19 protein-coding genes are annotated in these 18,606 nt (G+C 67.0%); 5 read left to right on the top strand and 14 right to left on the bottom strand.

Annotated features, from left to right (window positions below; all coding sequences use genetic code 11):
• Positions 1-15: 15 nt before the first annotated feature.
• From SCNU_RS02715 to mca, 5 genes are all read right to left on the bottom strand, one after another.
• Positions 16-1,095 carry a 3-deoxy-7-phosphoheptulonate synthase gene (locus tag SCNU_RS02715; protein ID WP_238526282.1) on the bottom strand — a complete coding sequence of 360 codons (1,080 nt, stop codon included), beginning with the start codon at positions 1,093-1,095 and terminating at the stop codon, positions 16-18.
• A gap of 276 nt (positions 1,096-1,371) precedes the next feature.
• A complete protein-coding gene (locus SCNU_RS02710) occupies positions 1,372-3,084 on the bottom strand; it encodes an FAD-binding dehydrogenase (RefSeq protein WP_238526293.1) in 1,713 nt (570 codons plus the stop codon).
• A gap of 392 nt (positions 3,085-3,476) precedes the next feature.
• Positions 3,477-5,468, bottom strand: coding sequence for a thioredoxin domain-containing protein (locus SCNU_RS02705; RefSeq protein ID WP_009677816.1), 1,992 nt, complete (start codon positions 5,466-5,468; stop codon positions 3,477-3,479).
• A gap of 43 nt (positions 5,469-5,511) precedes the next feature.
• Positions 5,512-5,841 (bottom strand): hypothetical protein, encoded by a 330-nt coding sequence (locus SCNU_RS02700; protein ID WP_009677815.1) that lies wholly within the window; start codon positions 5,839-5,841, stop codon positions 5,512-5,514.
• Positions 5,838-6,689, bottom strand: a complete 852-nt coding sequence (gene mca / locus SCNU_RS02695) for a mycothiol conjugate amidase Mca (RefSeq protein WP_050792743.1) — start codon at positions 6,687-6,689, stop codon at positions 5,838-5,840. Before mca ends, SCNU_RS02700 begins: the two co-directional genes overlap by 4 nt.
• 79 nt (positions 6,690-6,768) lie before the next feature.
• Here mca and SCNU_RS02690 point away from each other — a divergent pair, with 79 nt between their 5' ends.
• The 3 genes from SCNU_RS02690 to greA all read left to right on the top strand — a co-directional run bounded on the left by SCNU_RS02690 (position 6,769) and on the right by greA (position 8,578).
• Positions 6,769-7,227, top strand: a complete 459-nt coding sequence (locus tag SCNU_RS02690) for a DUF4307 domain-containing protein (protein ID WP_009677813.1) — start codon at positions 6,769-6,771, stop codon at positions 7,225-7,227.
• Positions 7,224-7,973: a queuosine precursor transporter gene (locus SCNU_RS02685; RefSeq protein WP_009677812.1), complete on the top strand. Its 750-nt coding sequence runs from the start codon at positions 7,224-7,226 to the stop codon at positions 7,971-7,973. Before SCNU_RS02690 ends, SCNU_RS02685 begins: the two co-directional genes overlap by 4 nt.
• A 116-nt stretch (positions 7,974-8,089) precedes the next feature.
• Entirely contained in the window at positions 8,090-8,578 is a 489-nt protein-coding gene (gene greA / locus SCNU_RS02680; RefSeq protein ID WP_009677811.1) for a transcription elongation factor GreA, read from the top strand.
• A 132-nt stretch (positions 8,579-8,710) separates the two neighbouring features.
• Here the strand turns inward: greA and SCNU_RS02675 are convergent, their stop codons facing one another.
• The 3 genes from SCNU_RS02675 to SCNU_RS20540 form a co-directional block, all read right to left on the bottom strand.
• Complete coding sequence (locus SCNU_RS02675) at positions 8,711-9,088, bottom strand: helix-turn-helix domain-containing protein (protein WP_009677810.1); 378 nt, start codon at positions 9,086-9,088, stop codon at positions 8,711-8,713.
• 89 nt (positions 9,089-9,177) lie between these two features.
• Positions 9,178-9,912 (bottom strand): DUF3558 family protein, encoded by a 735-nt coding sequence (locus SCNU_RS21080; RefSeq protein WP_083812534.1) that lies wholly within the window; start codon positions 9,910-9,912, stop codon positions 9,178-9,180.
• Positions 9,794-10,093 carry a hypothetical protein gene (locus SCNU_RS20540; RefSeq protein ID WP_009677809.1) on the bottom strand — a complete coding sequence of 100 codons (300 nt, stop codon included), beginning with the start codon at positions 10,091-10,093 and terminating at the stop codon, positions 9,794-9,796. The genes SCNU_RS21080 and SCNU_RS20540 overlap by 119 nt, the downstream gene beginning before the upstream one ends.
• A 257-nt stretch (positions 10,094-10,350) precedes the next feature.
• On the opposite strand from SCNU_RS20540, the gene SCNU_RS02665 reads away from it, so the two are divergent.
• Positions 10,351-10,848: an SRPBCC family protein gene (locus SCNU_RS02665; protein WP_009677808.1), complete on the top strand. Its 498-nt coding sequence runs from the start codon at positions 10,351-10,353 to the stop codon at positions 10,846-10,848.
• Positions 10,849-10,931: 83 nt separating this feature from the next.
• Here SCNU_RS02665 and SCNU_RS02660 read toward each other — a convergent pair whose 3' ends face one another.
• Both SCNU_RS02660 and SCNU_RS02655 read right to left on the bottom strand, forming a co-directional pair.
• A complete protein-coding gene (locus tag SCNU_RS02660; RefSeq protein ID WP_009677807.1) occupies positions 10,932-12,074 on the bottom strand; it encodes a cystathionine gamma-synthase in 1,143 nt (380 codons plus the stop codon).
• Entirely contained in the window at positions 12,074-13,489 is a 1,416-nt protein-coding gene (locus SCNU_RS02655; RefSeq protein ID WP_009677806.1) for a cystathionine beta-synthase, read from the bottom strand. Before SCNU_RS02655 ends, SCNU_RS02660 begins: the two co-directional genes overlap by 1 nt.
• Before the next feature lie 97 nt (positions 13,490-13,586).
• Here SCNU_RS02655 and SCNU_RS02650 point away from each other — a divergent pair, with 97 nt between their 5' ends.
• A complete protein-coding gene (locus SCNU_RS02650) occupies positions 13,587-14,807 on the top strand; it encodes an acetyl-CoA C-acetyltransferase (protein WP_009677805.1) in 1,221 nt (406 codons plus the stop codon).
• 83 nt (positions 14,808-14,890) lie between these two features.
• Here the strand turns inward: SCNU_RS02650 and SCNU_RS02645 are convergent, their stop codons facing one another.
• The 4 genes from SCNU_RS02645 to SCNU_RS02630 form a co-directional block, all read right to left on the bottom strand.
• Complete coding sequence (locus SCNU_RS02645; protein WP_009677804.1) at positions 14,891-16,366, bottom strand: MDR family MFS transporter; 1,476 nt, start codon at positions 16,364-16,366, stop codon at positions 14,891-14,893.
• 98 nt (positions 16,367-16,464) lie between these two features.
• Positions 16,465-16,899, bottom strand: a complete 435-nt coding sequence (locus SCNU_RS02640) for a hypothetical protein (protein WP_040517471.1) — start codon at positions 16,897-16,899, stop codon at positions 16,465-16,467.
• A gap of 118 nt (positions 16,900-17,017) precedes the next feature.
• The gene (locus SCNU_RS02635) at positions 17,018-17,884 is read right to left on the bottom strand and encodes a Bax inhibitor-1/YccA family protein (RefSeq protein WP_009677802.1); all 867 of its coding nucleotides are present in this window, start codon (positions 17,882-17,884) and stop codon (positions 17,018-17,020) included.
• A gap of 89 nt (positions 17,885-17,973) precedes the next feature.
• Positions 17,974-18,597, bottom strand: coding sequence for a TetR/AcrR family transcriptional regulator (locus SCNU_RS02630; protein ID WP_009677801.1), 624 nt, complete (start codon positions 18,595-18,597; stop codon positions 17,974-17,976).
• Positions 18,598-18,606 lie beyond the last annotated feature (9 nt).

The following is an 18,606-nucleotide window of genomic DNA, read 5'->3' as shown; positions in this document are numbered from 1 at the left end:
CAGCCCTGACGCGCCCTATCGCGCGGCGCGGGCCAGCGCGGCGAGCACCGATGCCGAGGCGTCCCAGCCCATGCACTTGTCGGTGACCGACTGACCGTAGACCAGATCGCCGCCGAGCGGCTGCGCCCCGGGCACCAGGAAGCTCTCGAGCATCACGCCCGACAGGATCGGCCCCTCGCCGTCACGGCGAGCGGCGGCGAACATCTCGGCGACCTCCACCGCGACCTCCGCCTGCCGCTCGTGGTCCTTGCCCGAGTTCGCGTGCGAGCAGTCGACCATCACCTTCGGAGACAGCCCGGCCTTCGTGAGCGTCTCGGCCGCGGCGTGCACCGACTGCACGTCGTAGTTCGGCCCCGGGGTGCCACCACGCAGGATGATGTGGCAGTCCTCGTTGCCCGAGGTGTGCACCACGGCGCCACGACCGAAGTCGTCGACTCCGAAGAAGACGTGCTCGGCCGCAGCCGCCTTCACGCCGTCGATCGCCACCTGGACGTTGCCGTCGGTGCCGTTCTTGAAGCCGACGGGCATCGACAGACCGGACACCAGCTGGCGGTGCACCTGGGACTCGGTGGTGCGGGCGCCGATCGCGCCCCACGCGACCGTGTCCGCGATGTACTGCGGGCTGGTCGGCTCGAGGAACTCGCAGCCCACCGGCAGGCCGAGGTCGATCACGTCGAGCAGCAGGGCACGTGCCGTCCGCAATCCGCGTTCCACGTCGAACGAGCCGTCCATGCCCGGATCGTTGATCAGGCCCTTCCATCCGACGGTGGTGCGCGGCTTCTCGAAGTACACCCGCATCACGATCTTGAGCGAGTCGCTGTACTCCTTGGCCAGCGGCGCGAGGCGTCGCGCGTAGTCGAGCGCGGCCACCGGGTCGTGAACCGAGCAGGGACCGACCACGACGATCATCCGGTCGTCCTGTCCGGCGAGGATCGCGGCGATCTCCTCGCGGTCGCGCTGCACCATCTCGGCGCGACGCGCGGTCAGCGGAAGTTCGGTGCGCAACGCCTCCGGCGACGGGATCGGCGAGAACGCGGTCACCCGCCGATCAGAGGTCGAGCTCTGGGTCGCGCTGGTGCCGGTGGTGATAGTCAAGGGAATGCCTTTCAGGTGTCATCCGCGAAATCGGTGCTGGTCCGCCGCTTCCGGAACTACGCCTGGGGCGCTGAAATGATTCCCGAAACGACGAGAGCAGTGACCGACAGGTCACTGCTCAGGCTCCGGGAAGGTTTGATGCGTGCGCGCGCTATCGCTTCATCTCGGCCCCACCCGGAGCCTTGATAAAGAAACGCCAATAGCGTGCTGACTGCATCACAGGACCGAGGCTAGCACAGCCGAGCTCGTACTCGCCAAACCGGACACCAGCTCGATTCAGGCCGTGGCGCGTGCGGCCGCGCGTCCCGCCACCCGTCCCGAGTACAGACATCCACCGAGGAACGTGCCCTCCAGCGCCCGGTAGCCGTGCACGCCTCCGCCGCCGAAACCGGACGCCTCACCCGCGGCGTACAGCCCCGGAACCACGCCTCCGCCGTCGTTCATCACTTGACCCGCCAGGTTGGTCTGTAGACCGCCGAGAGTCTTGCGAGTCAGGATGTTCATTCGGACCGCGATCAGCGGGCCGGCCGCCGGATCCAGGATCCGGTGCGGCTCGACCGTGCGGACGATGTTGTCCCCCAGGTAGTTCCGCGAATTGTGGATGCCCATCACCTGTGCGTCCTTGGTGAACGGGTTGTCGATCTGCCGATCTCGGTCGGCGATCTGCTTGCGCAGCAGCCCCGCGTCGATCAGATCGTTGCGCGCGAGCCGGTTCATCTTGCGCGCGAGGTCGTCGACCGTCCGTGCCGTGACCACGTCGGCACCCTTGTCGATGAACTTCTGCACCGGCACGGGGACGTCGTCCAGGGCGCGCCGGGCCAGGTATGCAGCCAGATCCTTGCGGGTGAGCTCCGGGTTCTGCTCCGATCCCGACAGGATGAACTCCTTGGCGATGATCCGCTTGTTCAGCACGAACCACGAGTAGTCGTACCCGGTCCGCTTGATCATCTCGAGAGTCGCCATGGTGTCGTAGCTGGGGATCGCCGGGCTCCCGAACCGGCGTCCGCGAGCGTCGAACCACATCGACGACGGCGCGGCCAGCACCCGGATGCCGTGGTCGGGCCAGATCGAGCTGTGGTTCGCCAGGCCTTCGGTGTAGTGCCACATGCGGTCGCGGTTGACCAGTCGCCCACCCGCGGACTCGGTGATTCCGAGCATCCGTCCGTCGACGTAGGCGGGCACTCCGGTCACCATCGTCTTGGGCGGTGTCCCGAGGTTCGACGGCCAGTTGGCACGGATCAGGTCATGGTTGGCACCGATCCCGCCCGACGCGACGATCGTGACGGGTGCGCGCAGCTCGAAGTCGCCGACGACTCTCCGCGACGACGCGACACCCCGCGGAGCGTTCGACTCGGCGAGCCGCTTGCCCCGAATCCCGACCACCCGACCGCCCGAGGTGACGATCTCGTCGACGCGGTGCCGGAACCGGAAGGAGATACGACGACGCCGCTCGGCGTCGAGCGCCTTGTTCCGGAACGGCTCGACCACTCCGGGGCCGGTGCCGAGGGTCATGTGAAAACGCGGCACCGAGTTTCCGGTCCCTGACGCGGAATCGCCGCCGCGTTCGGCCCAGCCGACCACGGGAACCCACCTGACGCCCATCCGCTCGAGCCAGCGACGCTTCTCGCCTGCGGCGAAGTCGATGTAGTGCTCGGCCCACTGTCGCGCCCAGAAATCCTCGCCGAGCCGGTCGTGCGGCCGACGGTCGAAGCCCGCGGTCCCGAACCAGTCCGAACGCGCGAGCTCCACCGAATCCCGGATCTGGCACTGACGCTGCTCCGGGGAGTCGACGAAGAACAGCCCGCCGAGCGACCAGTGCGCCTGACCTCCCAGGTTCTGACGCGACTCCTGATCGACGACGATGACCCGGCGGCCCGCCGCGGCCAGTTCGGTGGCCGCGACCAGCCCGGACAGCCCGTGTCCGACGACGATCACGTCGGCGTCCTGTCGCGGTGCCGCGCCGGCCTCTCCCGCGAGCGACCCGGCCATCAGACCGGCCGCCATCAGCCCACCGCCGACGAGTACCTGCCGCCGCCCGAGGTCCGATCCTGGGTTCTCGCCCTCTGCCACTTCGCACCTCCGAAACAGGCCGTGGAGCGCGCCCCCGCGACGCGCTGCTGCACAGCGTCTCGGACTCTAAGTGAACTGGATCAATCGATCGACTCTCGATCCCGCGGGTGTCACGGAATCGTGGTCGGCGCACCGCGTGCCGATCCGAGACTGTTCGGTCCCGGCCCGAATGGCCCCGACCTCCACCGATGGATCCCGCGACGCGCACAAGGTTGACCGCTCAGGCCCGAGAGGGCCGCTGAGGAGTCCGACGTCGCTGAGCGGTCAACCTTGTGCACGAACCGACAGGCATCGGTCACCGCGCAAGGGATTCAGGCCATCCGCAGCAGCGCGACTGCCGCCTCGACGACCGGAAGATCGCAGACCGTGCCGCGACAGACGTAGGCCGCGTCGGCGTCGCCCACGGGTCCGCGATCCTCAAGCAGCGGCAGCGAATCCTTCGCGCCCGCAACGATCACCACCCCGCCCGGTGCTCCGCGTCGAATCGCGGCGGCCATTGCACCATCGCTGTTCGCGTTCTGTGCGACAGCGACCTGGATCGGGCCGGCGACGCGCGCGAATGCCACCGAGAGCCAATGTCCCGCCGAGCGCGGCGCCTTCGCGAGAATCAGGCCCGACCGTCCCAGCGTGGCATCGAGCAGTTCGCCGTAGCGTGCCGCATCATCGATGTCCGGGGCGAGAGTCGAGGCCAGCAGCAGCGCTTCGGCGGCCAGCGACGCACCGGAGGGAGTCGCGCCGTCGACCGGGTCGCGGGGGCGCAGGAGGAGTCCGGTGCCGTGCGCGTCGTACCAGGCGCCCTCGGCCTCCTGGTCTGCGAACACTTCGACCATTCGCTCGACGATCTCCAGAGCAGTGTCGCGCCAACCGATCTCGCCCGTCACCTGGTGCAGCGTCAGCAACGCTGTCGCCAGCGCGGCGTAGTCGTCGAGGCCGCCCAGCGGGACCGCCGCACGACCGTCCAGCGACGACCGTCGCAGATCGCCGTCCACCAGGTGCACCTCGACCAGGGTTCGCGCGCACTCGGCTGCCCTGGCGATCCACGCCGGTCGGCCCAGCGCGGCGCCGCTCTCGGCGAGCGCGGTCACCGCCATCGCGTTCCATGCCGTCACGACCTTGTCGTCGCGCTCCGGCTGGGGCCGCTGGTCGCGTACGGCGCGCAGTCGTGCCCGCACCGAGGCGTACCGGATCCGGTCGTCGGGGTCGCGCCGCAGCTGCAGCGTGGACGTGCCGTGCTCGAACGTCCCCGGTCCGGTCACCGTGAACAGTTCGGCTGCCCAGGCGCCGTCGTCATCGCCGAGGACCGAGGTCAGTTCGTCGGGTCGCCACACATACGTGAGTCCCTCAACCCCCTCGGTGTCGGCATCGAGGGACGACGCGAAACCCGTTCCGGTCCACAGCTGTTGGTCGAGAAACTCCACGGTCTCGTCGACGATGCGCAGCGCCAGCGAGTCGCCGCGCCGCGCGAGGTGGGCGTACGCCCGCAGTAACAGCGCGTTGTCGTAGAGCATCTTCTCGAAATGCGGGATCACCCAGTCCGCGTCGACCGCGTACCTGGCGAACCCGCCCGCGAGCTGGTCGTAGATGCCGCCGCGCGCCATCGCGTGGGCGGTCCGGGTCGCGACCGCCGCGGCGTCTTCGAGGCCGCCGAGTTCGTCCGCGCGCAGCAGGGCTTCGAGCAGCGCCGTCGGCGGGAACTTGGGGGCTCCGCCGAAACCGGACGACCGCGGATCCTCGTCGGCCAGGACGGCCCGGATCGCGTCGGCCAGCAGCTGCCCGTCGAGCGCGGGCCCCGGCGGGAGCGACTCGGAGTTGGCGCGCAGGTGCTCGGCGATCTTGTCGCCGGCTACGAGCACCTCGTCGCGACGCTGCTCCCAGGTGCGACTGATCGCGTCCATCACCTCACCGAATCCCGGCTGGCCGTTACGGGGCTCGGGCGGGAAGTAGGTGCCGCAGTAGAACGGATCCCCGTCGGGCGTCAGAAACGAGGTCATCGGCCAGCCGCCCTGCCCGGTCATCGCCACGGTTGCAGCCATGTAGATCGAGTCGATGTCGGGCCGCTCCTCACGGTCCACCTTGATGCAGACGAAGTCGCGGTTCATCTGCGCAGCGAGGTCGACGTCCTCGAACGTCTCGTGCGCCATCACATGACACCAGTGACACGCCGCATATCCGACGGAGAGCAGGACCGGAACGTCTCGTCGACGAGCCTCGTCGAAGGCCTCGTCGCCCCATTCCTGCCACGCCACCGGATTGCCGGCGTGCTGCCGCAGGTAAGGACTGGACGACTGCGCGAGGCGGTTCATGACTTCCATCCTGCCTCAGCCCGCCCGGCCGTCGCGGCTACCGCTACGTGCGGTCCGCCGATCCCCCGTCGTCCTGGCTCCCCTCACCGGCGCCGTTCTCACTGCCGGTCTGCGGCGAGTCCGGGTTCGGCTCATCGTCCACCCGATCCGTGCCGTCGTCGAAGGCCTGGTCCGCCGCGGGGTTGTCGGCGTCGAAGCTGTCGGGCAGCTTGCGCAGTTGCTTGTTCATCGACCGGATCAGCAGGAACACCGCGACCAGCAACAGCAAGATGATCAGCAGACCGAGCGGCGACGCCTTGCCGAACTCGGGCCCTTTCGCCGGCTCGTCGGCCAAGAACATCACGGCGTCGGAGGACAAGGACAGGACGTTCATTGCTGCTCGATTCCGGCGAAGAGGTCGTTCTCGGGGAGGTCCGTGTGGACCCGAGTGTGCGCCAACTCGAACTCCTCGGTCGGCCACAGACGCTGCTGCCACTCGAGGGGCACAGCGAAGAAGAAGCCGTTGGGATCGATCTGCGTGGCGTGCGCGCGGAGGGCGTCGTCGCGCTGGGTGAAGTAGTCGCCGCACTCCACCTGCGTGGTGACGCGGCCCATCATGTCGCCCTGATTACGGCGCCACTTGTTGAGCCACTCCTGGAAAGGATTCTCCTGGCCGGCCTTCTCGAACTCCTCGGAGAACGCCAGGATCCGGTCACGGATGAAGCCGTGCGTGTAGTAGATCTTCAGCGGCGTCCACGGCTCGCCGGCGTCGGGGAACGCCTCGGGGTCGCCCGACGACTCCCACGCCGCCATCGAGACCTCGTGGCATTTGATGTGGTCGGGGTGCGGATAGCCGCCGTTCTCGTCGTACGTGATGATCACGTGCGGACGGAATTCGCGGATCACCTTCACCAGCCGCTCATTGGCCTCCTCCAGCGGAACCAGCGCGAAGCAGCCCTCCGGCAGCGGCGGCAGCGGGTCGCCCTCGGGCAGCCCGGAGTCGACGAACCCGAGCCAGTGATGCTGAACACCGAGTGCCTTGGCCGCCGCGGCCATCTCGTCGCGCCGAACCTGCGTGATGTTCTCCATCACGCCGGGCCGGTCCATCGCGGGATTCAGGATGTCGCCGCGCTCACCGCCCGTGAGGGTGACGACCATGACGTCGTGCCCCTCAGCAGCGTATTTGGCCAGGGTCGCCGCCGCTTTGCTCGACTCGTCGTCCGGATGGGCGTGCACCGCCATGAGTCGCAGCCCGTTCGCGCGTTCGGTCACGCTTCCTCACCTTCGCTCAGCTTCTATAGAACATGGTAGGTATTGACGCGTGAGCACATCAGACGGGGGCGGCGACCAGCAGAAGCCGCGCAGTGGCCCGCGCGCGACCTATCCGGCAGAACGGTCGCGCAGCAGCAAGCGCCGTTGGTTCCTCGGACTCGCCGTGCTCGTCGTCGTCGCGGGCATCGGAGTCGCCTACCTCGGCTTCCGGCAGTTCGGCGATCCGGACGTGTCTGGTCAGGCGACCGGGTACGAGTTGGTCTCCTCCGACCGCGTCGCCGTTCAGTTCACCGTCAACCGCAACGATCCCAGCGACGCCGTCGTCTGCATCGTCCGCGCTCGCGCCAAGGACGGCTCCGAGGTCGGCCGCCGCGAAGTACTCGTCCCGTCGGGTTCCGACGTGCAGGTCGGTGCACGCACAGAGGTCGCCACTTCGAAGCCGCCGGTGATCGGCGAGGTCTTCGGCTGCAGCCTCAACATTCCGCCCTACCTCTCTCCGAACGCGTGACCGGCACCGGGAAGGCGGTCTTCGCCAAGCTCGCCAGTCCGTACTACCCGGCACTGACCGCGGTGTTCGTCGGCATCATGCTGATCAGCAACATCGCCGCCACCAAAGCGGTGGTCCTGTTCGACGACTGGCTGCACTTCGACCTCGGTCCCCTGCATATCAACGGCCTCGTCACCGACGGTGCGTTCTTCCTGTTCCCGCTGAGCTACGTGATCGGCGACGTGATCAGCGAGGTGTACGGGTTCCGCGCGATGCGCCGCACCATCGCCTCCGGCTTCGCGGTGATCGTCCTCGCCTCCCTGTGCTTCTGGATCGCGATCAAGCTCCCCGCCGCCGGCTTCTACGACGGTCAGGCCGGCTTCGAATCGGTCCTCGGCACCGTGCCCCGCATCGTCGCCGCGGGGCTCGCCGGCTACGTCGTCGGCGAACTGCTCAACTCGTTCGTGCTCGTCAAGATGAAGGAGCGCGCGGGCGAACGACGTCTGTGGGCGCGACTGATCGGCTCGACGGTCGTCGGCGAGTTCTTCGACACGCTCGTGTTCTGTTCGATTGCGGCCACCGCGATCGGAATCAGCACGTGGTCGGACTTCTTCAACTACGTCGCCATCGGATTCATCTGGAAGACCCTGGTGGAGATGCTGGTCATGCCGATCACCTACGCCGTGGTCCGCTATCTCAAACGCGCCGAACCGACCTATCGCGAGGCACTCGAGAAAGTTACGCACGTCACCTCGAATGTGCCTTAGAACACAGGGGCTGGTACGCTGGGTGTCGCACGGCTCCGAAAGGGGCCGTGTTGCTGCATTTAGAGCAGTCCAGTAGCGGACAGATCGTCCAGGAGCGGACAGCAAAGGAGACCACAATGACCGATGCAGGTGTGACCTGGTTGACGCCGGAGTCGTACGACCGATTGAAGGGCGAGCTCGACTCGCTCATCGCGAATCGGCCGGTCATTGCCGCCGAGATCAACGAGCGTCGCGAAGAGGGCGACCTCAAGGAGAACGGTGGCTACCACGCTGCGCGTGAGGAGCAGGGCCAGCAGGAAGCGCGTATTCGCCAGCTGCAGGACCTGCTGAACAAGGCGAAGGTCGGCGAAGCCCCGAAGCAGTCGGGCGTCGCGCTGCCCGGTTCCGTCGTGACCGTCTACTACGACGGTGACGAGTCGGACAAGGAGACCTTCCTCATCGCCACGCGCGAAGAGGGCTCCGGCGACATCGAGATCTACTCGCCGAGCTCGCCGCTCGGCGCCGCACTCATCGACGCGAAGGTCGGAGAGTCGCGGACGTACACGGTGCCGAGCGGTGCGGAGATCAGCGTGACGCTGGTCAGCGCCGAGCCGTACCACCCGTAGCAAGGCCGCGAGAGGGCCGGACTGCAGTCGCAGTCCGGCCCTCTCGTCATGGTCAGATGTCTTGCGGTTCTCCGTGCACGACGCCGCGCCGGGCGACCGCGCTACGCCGCGAGTACCCGATTCTCGTCGGACTCACGACTCCTGGTGCGCACCGAAGTCGGCGGCCAGCATCGCCAGCAACTCGGCCTCCACCTCGGACAGCGCCTGATTGGTCTCCTGCTCCGCCGCGCGCAGCCCGATCCTGGAGTCGGCTCCGGGCATCAGATAGGTCGGCGGCACCTCGAGCGCCCGAGCCAGCCGGTACACCGTCGACAGCAGCGGATCGGCGATTCCCGACGCACTGTTGCTCGTCGCGCGTTCCAGGTTCGACACCGCGTTGCGATGCAGCCCACATCGCTCGGCGAGCTCTTCCTGTGACAGACCGCGTGCCTTCCGAACGGTCACCAGCCGGTGACCGAACGCGAACGCATAGGTATCCCACTCGAGGGATCCACGGTCGGTCGGCAGCACACCACCTAATCTGACGACTGCACACGGGAATGTCCGCACACATCAGTGTGTGTACGTGGCGACCTGCGACAACGCCGCGAGATTACTTGTCACAAAGGCATTTTCGAGATCGTCGCGCGCGTGAACGCAAGCGCGCGATCGCAGATCTCGGCGGGTGGCGGTGGGGTCAACCCGGAGTAGGTCACAAGGGTGGTGACAGCAGCAGCTCCAGATTGGACGTAAGTGTCGCAATTCTGACCACTTATCGTGCGGTGGAGACCCACTACCCGCCCTTCGATCAAAACGTCCGCGAGCCACACGTCAACCCGAGTCGACTTGCTCAGCTTGTCCGTTACGAGTCCAGGCGAATTCCCCACGAACTGGCCAACACGCCATCGCGACGCGTAGGTACCCCCAGCGAAGGACCACTTGCACCCACGCAGGGTCTGGCCATTCGTGCCAGCCGCATCGCTAACGCTATTGGGGTCAATCCCCTCGCCCAGTAACTCAGTCGCTGTAAGCGCCGTACATGGTTCATACTCCGATCCGCTGTTAGCACTGTTCCAGCGATCAGAATTCACAACATCGAATGGCAACCGCCGGCCCTGATCATCAGATTGTCGCATTGATGCGCTCGAAACTGACACATCGGTCGGGGACTCCACGGCTCCGCATGCGGCAACGGATAACACCGCAAGCAACAATCCCCCGCGCACACGCTGACGACTAATCAATGCGTTCGGCCCCGGCGCTATCGGCTTCGTGGAGTACCGGACCAGCCTGCTGGGCGACTCTGCTGAGCTCAGCCGCAGAACGACTGCCGTCCTGAAGATCGGCCATGCCATTGTCAATCACGTTTCTCAAGCGCTCGAACAACGCTGCGCCTTCGTCACATCCATTGCCGAAGTAGTTCCGTGACAACACAGCTCCGAGCGCGTACCCCAACTCCCCCAACTCATCCGCACACTCCTGCGCGACGTCCGCGCGCTTCTGCCAGAGCTCCCGCACGTACACAAGCTCGCTCACAAGGCTCCTCCGGTGCGCCGAACGCGGCTGGTCGAACATTCCGTAGCGGAGACCGTCACCCCCCAAATAGAGACGGTCTCCGCTAAGGAATCCCCCTGCGCCAGCTAAGTCTGTTTTTCGGTGTTCATGAAATTAGACGCACGGGAGCACAGATCGGTTCCACGATTCGCGAAATTTCTTCTAAATCAACGGTTTTCGCAGGTCGGGCGGTCGTTCGAGCTGTACCGGCGTGTCGCCCATGGCTAGACTTCGGAGCCATGGCCTACGACCTGCAACCGTTTGACGAGACCTACTTCGACAGCGCTCCGATGAGCTACACGATCGACGTGAACATCCCCGTCGCGCCGGAGACGGCGTGGGCGGAGTTCACCCGGCAGAACACCCTCAACTGGTGCCGGGCGCTGAAATCCGTCACCTACACGTCGCCCGCTCCGTACACCGTCGGGACCACCCGCTCGGTGGCCTTGGCGCCGGGGTTCATCAAGATGGACGAGTTCTTCTTCCTGTGGGACGAGAACTCCGTGACGTCGACCTACAAGCACGCATTCCACGGCATTCGCGCGAGTATCCCCGGCCTCAAGAAGTTCGGCGAGTACACGGAGGTCTCACCGACTGAGCACGGCTCACGACTGATCTGGAAGTTCGCGATGGAACTCGGCGGCACCGGACTGCCACCGTTCCTGTCGGGCCCGATCGCCAACGGCGCGTTCGGAACGGTGAAGACCGACACCATCAAACATTTCGCCACCTTCTGACCGCTCACGAGCGCGCCCAGAAACAACAGTGTTCCGCGTGACCACCAGGTGGTCACGCGGAACACTGTCGATGAGAACGGCGGCTACGCCAGTGCCTGGCGCACGTCCTCGAGCAGGTCGTCGACGTCCTCGATGCCGACCGAGAGGCGGACGAGGTTGTCGGGGACCTCGAGCAGCGAGCCCGCGGTCGAAGCGTGCGTCATCGCGCCCGGGTGCTCGATCAGCGACTCGATACCGCCGAGCGACTCGGCCAGTGTGAAGATCTTCGTCCGTGCACAGAAGTCGAGCGCCGCCTCACGACCACCTGCGAGCTGCACCGAGATCATGCCGCCGTAGCGTCGCATCTGCTTGGCTGCGGCCTCATGGCCCGGGTGATCGGCGAGGCCCGGGTACAGGACCTTCTCGATCTTCGGGTGCGCACTGAAGAACGCGACGAGCTCCTCGGCGTTGTCGCAATGGCGGTCCATGCGCACCGCGAGGGTCTTGATGCCTCGCATGGTCAGGTAGGCGTCGAACGGCCCGGGGACCGCGCCGGCGCCGTTCTGCAGGAAGGCGATGTCCGCGTCGAGCTGCTCATCGTCGGTGACGATCGCGCCGCCGACGACGTCCGAATGCCCGCCGAGGTACTTGGTCGTCGAATGAACGACGACGTCGGCGCCGAGCGTGAGCGGCTGCTGCAGGTACGGCGTGGCAAAGGTGTTGTCCACCACCAGCTTCGCGCCGGCCGCGTGGGCGACCTCCGCGACCGCGGCGATGTCGCCCACGTTGAGCAGCGGGTTGGTCGGGGTCTCGACCCACACGAGCTTGGTCTTCGGGGTGATCGCCGCACGAATGGCGTCGACGTCGACCACCGGAGCCACCGAATAGGTGATCCCCCACTCGGAGAAGACCTTGTCGATCAGCCGGAACGTGCCGCCGTAGGCGTCGTTCGGGATCACCAGGTGGTCGCCCGGGCGCAGCGTGGCACGCAGCAGCGCGTCGGTGGCCGCCATACCCGAGGAGAATCCGCGACCGAACCGACCGGCCTCGAGCGCGGCGATATTCGCCTCGAGCACCCGCCGGGTCGGGTTGCCGGTCCGCGCGTACTCGAACCCGTCGCGCATGCCGCCGACGCCGTCCTGCGCGAACGTCGAACTCGCGTAGATCGGCACGTTCACCGCGCCGGTACGCGCGTCGGGATCCCATCCCGCATGGATCGCCTTGGTCGAAAACCCTTGATCGGTCACTACTTCTCCTCCTGCTGACGGATGGCGATGGGATGGGTGCTCGCGAACGCGAGCAGGTCGTGCCGGGTGATCACGCCGACCGGCTTACCGTCCTCCACCACCATCAACGCGTCGGCAGTGCTCAAAGCTTCCATCGCCGACGACACCGGCTCGCCCGCGCCGATCAGCCGGAACGGCTCACCCATGTGGGCGGAGACCGGGTCGGCCAGATTGGCACGACCCTCGAAGACTGCACTGAGCAGATCGCGCTCGGACACCGCGCCCGCGACCTCGCCCGCGGTGATGGGCGGCTCGGCGCCGACCACCGGCATCTGCGAGACGCCGAACTCGCGCAGGATCTCGATCGCGTCGCGCAGCGTCTCCTGCGGGTGGGTGTGCACCAGATCGGGCAGGGTTCCGCTCTTACCCCGCAGGACGTCGCCGACCGTCGACTCGGTCCGCGCGACGCCGTCGAGCGGGGTGCGGAGGAAGCCGTAGCTGCTCATCCAGTCGTCGTTGAAGATCTTCGACAGGTAGCCACGACCGCCGTCCGGCAGCAGCACGACCACCACGGCGTCCGACCCCTCGCGCTCGGCGATGCGCAGCGCGGCGACGACCGCCATGCCGCACGACCCGCCGACCAGCAGTCCCTCCTCACGCGCCAGACGACGGGTCATCTCGAAGGAGTCCGCGTCGGAGACGGCGACGATCTCGTCGGGCACGGTCGGGTCGTAGGCGTCCGGCCAGAAGTCCTCGCCGACGCCCTCGACGAGGTACGGCCGCCCCGAGCCGCCCGAGTACACCGAACCCTCCGGATCGACGCCGACGACCTTGACGCGGCCATCGGAGATCTCCTTGAGGTATCGGCCGGTGCCGGTGATGGTGCCTCCGGTGCCGACGCCGGCGACGAAGTGAGTCACGGTGCCGTCGGTGTCGCGCCAGATCTCCGGACCGGTGGTCTCGTAGTGGCTGAGCGGACCGTTCGGGTTCGCGTACTGATTCGGCTTCCAGGCGCCCGGAATGTCACGGGTCAGGCGATCGGACACGTTGTAGTAGCTGTCCGGATGCTCCGGCGGCACCGCCGTCGGGCACACGACCACCTCGGCGCCATAGGCGCGCAGCACGTTCCGCTTGTCCTCGGCGACCTTGTCCGGGCACACGAACACGCACTTGTAACCGCGCTGCTGCGCGACCAGCGCCAGACCCACACCGGTGTTGCCCGACGTCGGCTCGACGATCGTGCCGCCCGGCTTCAGCTCACCGGACGCCTCGGCCGCGTCGATCATGCGGGTGGCGATCCGGTCCTTGGAGCTGCCACCGGGATTCAGGTACTCGACCTTGGCCGCGACCAGGCCGGACCCCGGCTGCACGACCTTGTTGAGCTTGACGAGCGGAGTGTTCCCGACCAGGTCTACAACGTGATTGGCGATGCGCATACCGTCCATGGTCCCATCTACGCGCAAAGCGCGCCCGATCGGGCGCTTATAGGATCACCCGACTTATGCCGCAGCACGCTGGAGTAACCTGGCGCACATGTCTGAAGCAGTCATTGTCTCCACCGCACGTTCCCCGATCGGCCGCGCCGGGAAGGGCTCCCTGAAGGACGTCCGTCCCGACGAGCTCGCTCGCCAGATGGTCGCCGCCGCTCTCGCCAAGGTCCCCGAGCTCGATGTCACCGACATCGAGGACATCCACATGGGCATCGGCCAGCCCGGCGGCCAGGGTGCCTACAACATCGGCCGCGTGGTCGCCGTCGAGCTCGGTCTCGACCACGTGCCCGGCGTCACCGTCAACCGCTACTGCTCGTCGTCGCTGCAGACCACCCGTATGGCTCTGCACGCGATCAAGGCCGGCGAGGGCGACGTGTTCATCTCCGGCGGCGTCGAGAGCGTCTCCAGCTTCGGCGTCTCCGGCGGCGCCGACGGCGCACCGAACTCGAAGAACGCACTCTTCGCCGACGCCCAGGCGCGCACCGCGAAGACCGCTGAGGGCGGCGCGGGCAAGTGGCACGATCCCCGCGAGGACGGCCTCCTCCCCGACGTGTACATCGCGATGGGCGAGACCGCAGAGAACGTGGCGTCGTACACCGGCATCTCGCGCGAGGACCAGGACCGCTGGGGCGTCCTGAGCCAGAACCGCGCCGAGAAGGCGATCGCCGACGGCTTCTTCGCCCGCGAGATCACCCCGGTCACCCTCGCCGACGGCAGCCAGGTCACCGCCGACGACGGCCCCCGCGCAGGCACCACCTACGAGAAGATCTCGCAGCTGAAGCCGGTGTTCCGCCCCGACGGCACCATCACCGCCGGTAACGCCTGCCCGCTGAACGACGGTGCCGCCGCACTGGTCATCATGAGCGACACCAAGGCCAAGGCCCTCGGCCTGAAGCCCCTCGCGCGCATCGTCGCGACCGCGGCCACCGGCCTCTCCCCCGAGATCATGGGCCTCGGCCCGATCGAGGCGGTGCGCAAGGTGCTCCGCGTCGCAGGCATGTCGATCTCCGACATCGACCTGTTCGAGATCAACGAGGCCTTCGCGGTTCAGGTGCTCGGCTCGGCCGCCGAGCTCGGTATCGACCACGACAAGCTGAACGTCTCGGGCGGCGCGATCGCGCTGGGCCACCCGTTCGGCATGACCGGTGCCCGCATCACCACCACGCTGCTGAACAACCTCAACACCTACGACGGCCAGTTCGGCATCGAGACCATGTGTGTCGGTGGCGGCCAGGGCATGGCGATGGTGCTCGAGCGCCTCTGATCAGGCTCCCCTGCGGCAGAAGACGGCCGGGCCCGGATGATTCCGGGCCCGGCCGTTTCGTCGTCTGACCTCCTCGAAAGAGGTCAGCCGACGGTCGACGCCTCGACCAGCTCCGGCTCGTCCTCGGTCTCGGTCGGATTCTTGACCAGCAGGGACAACGCGATCAGCACCAGTCCGAGCACACCGGCGACGATGAACACCATCCGCACGCCGTTGGTGATCGCCTCCGGCGTCGCGGTACCGGCCTTCTCATCGGCCGTGGCCACCACGGTCATCAGCGTGATGAACAGGGCGGTGCCCGCGGCGCCCGCCACCTGCTGCAGCGTCCCGAGAACCGCCGATCCGTGCGCGTAGAGGCTCGGCTTCAGCGATCCGAGGCTCAGCGTCATCAGCGGCGTGAAGGTCGCGGCGAGACCGATGCACAGCACCGCGTTCGACCCCAGGAGCAACCACGCCGACGTGTTCGTGTTCACCAGCGTCAGCAACCAGACGCCGGACGCGATGAGCACGGTGCCGGGGATGACCAGCACACGCGCGCCGCGCACGTCGTAGATCCGCCCGATCAGCGGCGACGCCAGCCCCATCAGCAGACCGCCCGGCAGGGTCAGGAGTCCGGTGGTGAAGGCACTGAGCCCGAGTACCTGCTGGGCGAAGTACGGGACGACGATGAACGTGCCCATCATCGTGGCCATCGCCGCGATCACGAGAACGATCGACAGACTGAATGCGGGTACCGCGAAGACCCTCAGGTCGAGCAGCGCACGGTCGGAGCGCTGCAACTGCACCTGCCGGGCGATGAAGGCGAGCAGCCCGGCACCGCCGATCACGAACGGAATCCACACCGGCATCGCCGCACTGCCCTCGGCTGCCTGACCGATCGCGACCAGCCCGTACACGAATCCGCCGAACCCGAACACCGCCAACGGCAGCGACAGGTAGTCGATGCGCTCCGAGGTCCGGTCGCCGACCGGCTGGACGAAGACCGCGCCGACGATCAACGCGACGACCGCGATCGGCAGCACGAAACCGAAGATCCACCGCCAGTGCCAGTGGTCGAGAATGAAGCCCGACAGCGTCGGGCCGAGCGCAGGCGCCACCGCGATGACGACGGAGATGTTGCCCATCATCGCGCCGCGCCGATGCTCCGGGACCAGAGACATCACCGTGGTCATCAGCAAGGGCAGCATGATCGCGGTGCCCAGTGCCTGGACGACGCGGGCCACCAGCAGCACCTCGAAGCCCGGCGCGACGATCGCGAGAGCGGTGCCCGCGACGAACAGGGTCATCGCCGCCAGATACATCGTGCGCGTGCCGAACCGCTGAATCAGGAAGCCCGTCAACGGGATCACCACTGCCATCGTCAGCATGAAGATGGTGGTGAGCCACTGTCCTTCGGTCGGGTCGACGCCGAGATCCTTCTGCAGCACCGGGATCGCGACGCTCATCACGGTCTCGTTCAGGATCACGACGAAGGTCGCGACGATCAGCGTCGCGATGATCGTCAGGTCCTTCCGCGTCATCGCGTCGTCGGACGTGTGCGCGGTGTTTTCGGAGGTCATCGCTGCCAATCGCTAGAAATGAACTTAGAACCGTTCCAGCGAACTCCATGGCCGCTTTATTCCGCAACCGGATTTCCCGACGTCCGGTCGATCCGGGGTCACGGCACCGCGATCGTCGCGAACCCCGGCGTCACGATTCCGCTTGTGGTCAGCGCGAGCACCACCTGACCGCGCCCGGTCGACAGGGTCGCCTCGGCCGGTCGACCGTTGAGTCCGGCGCTCAGTCGCGCGACACCCGTCCTCCCCGTCGAGAGATTGGCCCACCGCACTTGCGCGAACGGCGGGCAGCCCCACCGGCCGGGAGCGATTCCGGTCACGGTCAGCTGACCCGATCGCACGCCGGTCTCGAGACCGCAGCGGATCGGCGGCGCGTCGAAGCTGCCGTTGGGGTTTCCGAACGGTGCCGCTTGGATCTGGAACGGCTGCACCGTCGACGCAGCGGCGACGCCCGGCGCCGCCATCGCTGCACCGATGCCTGCGCCGACCGCTGCTGCGGCGACGCCCACCCGCCGCCACGTATTCGTTCCGGTCATGTCCGTCTCCCCTCGATTCGACTCAGGTCGCCTCCAAGCACACAACGAATGAGCCCGGTCGCGCAATGGGTGCGCAACCGGGCTCGTCCGGATTCGGGCCGTCATGGGCCCCGATTCACTAGTCGCTGTTGATGTAGCTCAACAGTCGCAGGATCTCGACGTAGAGCCAGACCAGCGTGACCGTGAGGCCGAGGGCGACACCCCAAGCGGCCTTCGACGGCGCGCCGGCGCGGATCAGTTCGTCGGCCTGGTCGAAGTCGAGCAGGAACGAGAACGCAGCGAGCGCGATGCAGACCAGCGAGAAGATGATCGCGATCGGACCGCCGTCGCGGAGTCCGCTGTTGACGCCGAAGAGGCCGAGGACCAGGTTGCCGAGCATCAGGACGAGCACGCCGACCATGCCGGCCATCAGCATGCGCGTGAAGCGCGGCGTGACACGGATGGCGCCGACCTTGTAGACCACGAGCATGCCGACGAACACACCGACCGTGCCCAGCACAGCCTGGCCGATCAGCACGCCGGCGGAGGTGCCGCCGCTGATCACCCAGTTGCCGAAGACGTACGAGATGGAACCGACGAACAGTCCCTCGAACGCCGCATAGGTCAGGACGATCGCAGGGTTGTCCTGCTTGCGGCCGAAGCTCGCGATCAGGACGAGGACCAGGCCGCCGATCGCGCCGACCGCCATCAGCGGCGACGCCAGCGTCGCCTGCTGCGAGATCGCGTAGTAGGCGCACGCGGCGACGACGATGAGCACGCCGAGCGTCATCGCGGTCTTGGTGACCACGTCGTCGATCGTCATCGGGCGGGTGTCGGTCCGCGGCGCGTAGCCCTGGGTGTACTGCTCGGTGTACTGCTGCTGCCCGGTCGCCATCGAGGCCTGACCGGCGCCGGCGAGTCCCTGACCGAAGGAGGCGTAGCCGCCTGCCTCCTTCTTGTTGTCACGGACCACGCCACGCATGATCGGGTTACTGCTCTCTCGCACTGGTGCTCCTTAGGAAAGATGTGCGCATCAGTTGACTTGGCTGATTCACGTGTTCAACGATCGTCGAGCCGATTCAGTTCCGACTTTACCTATTCTTGACCGAGACCATGGCACACGGCGCGCAGCGCCGACTCCGCGAGGTCGTATCCCTCACCCCACGGCAGCCCCGGTTTGGCGATCATCAGCGACGCGAGTCCGTGCGCCGTCGCCCACAATTTCAGCACGGTCTGCACGGTGTCCGTCCGCGGAATGAGCCCCTGGTCCATCAATGCCTCGACCGTGTCGGAGAAGTGCATGAATGCCGACGACAGCAGCACCTGGTCAGTGAGCGTCGGCTCCCCTGGAGGGGTCACCCGAGCGAAGGTGATTCGGTACATCACCGCACTGTCGATGGCGAACCGCACGTACGCCAGACCCTGCGCGAGGCCACGTTCGAAGAGGTCGTCGATGCCGTCCGAGGCGCGCATCATCACCTCGTCGAATTGTTCGAAGAACCGGGCGCAGACCGCGTCGAGCAGCGCCTCCTTGTCCTCGAAGTGCAGGTAGATCGACGGTGGCGTGACACCGACCCGGCCGGCGACGGCGCGGATCGAGACCTTCTCCTCGCTGCCGGTCTCGATCAGCAGGTCGGTGGTGGCGGAGATGATCTCCTCGGCCAGCTGCTCACCCGATCCGCGCGGTGAGCGCGGTCGCGGCGACACATGATCGTTCATGACCGCAGT

This window comes from Gordonia neofelifaecis NRRL B-59395, from assembly GCF_000192435.1.
Lineage (GTDB): Bacteria > Actinomycetota > Actinomycetes > Mycobacteriales > Mycobacteriaceae > Gordonia > Gordonia neofelifaecis.
The sequence above is the reverse complement of the archived record's forward strand: the minus strand, read 5'-3'. Positions and strand labels throughout refer to the sequence as shown.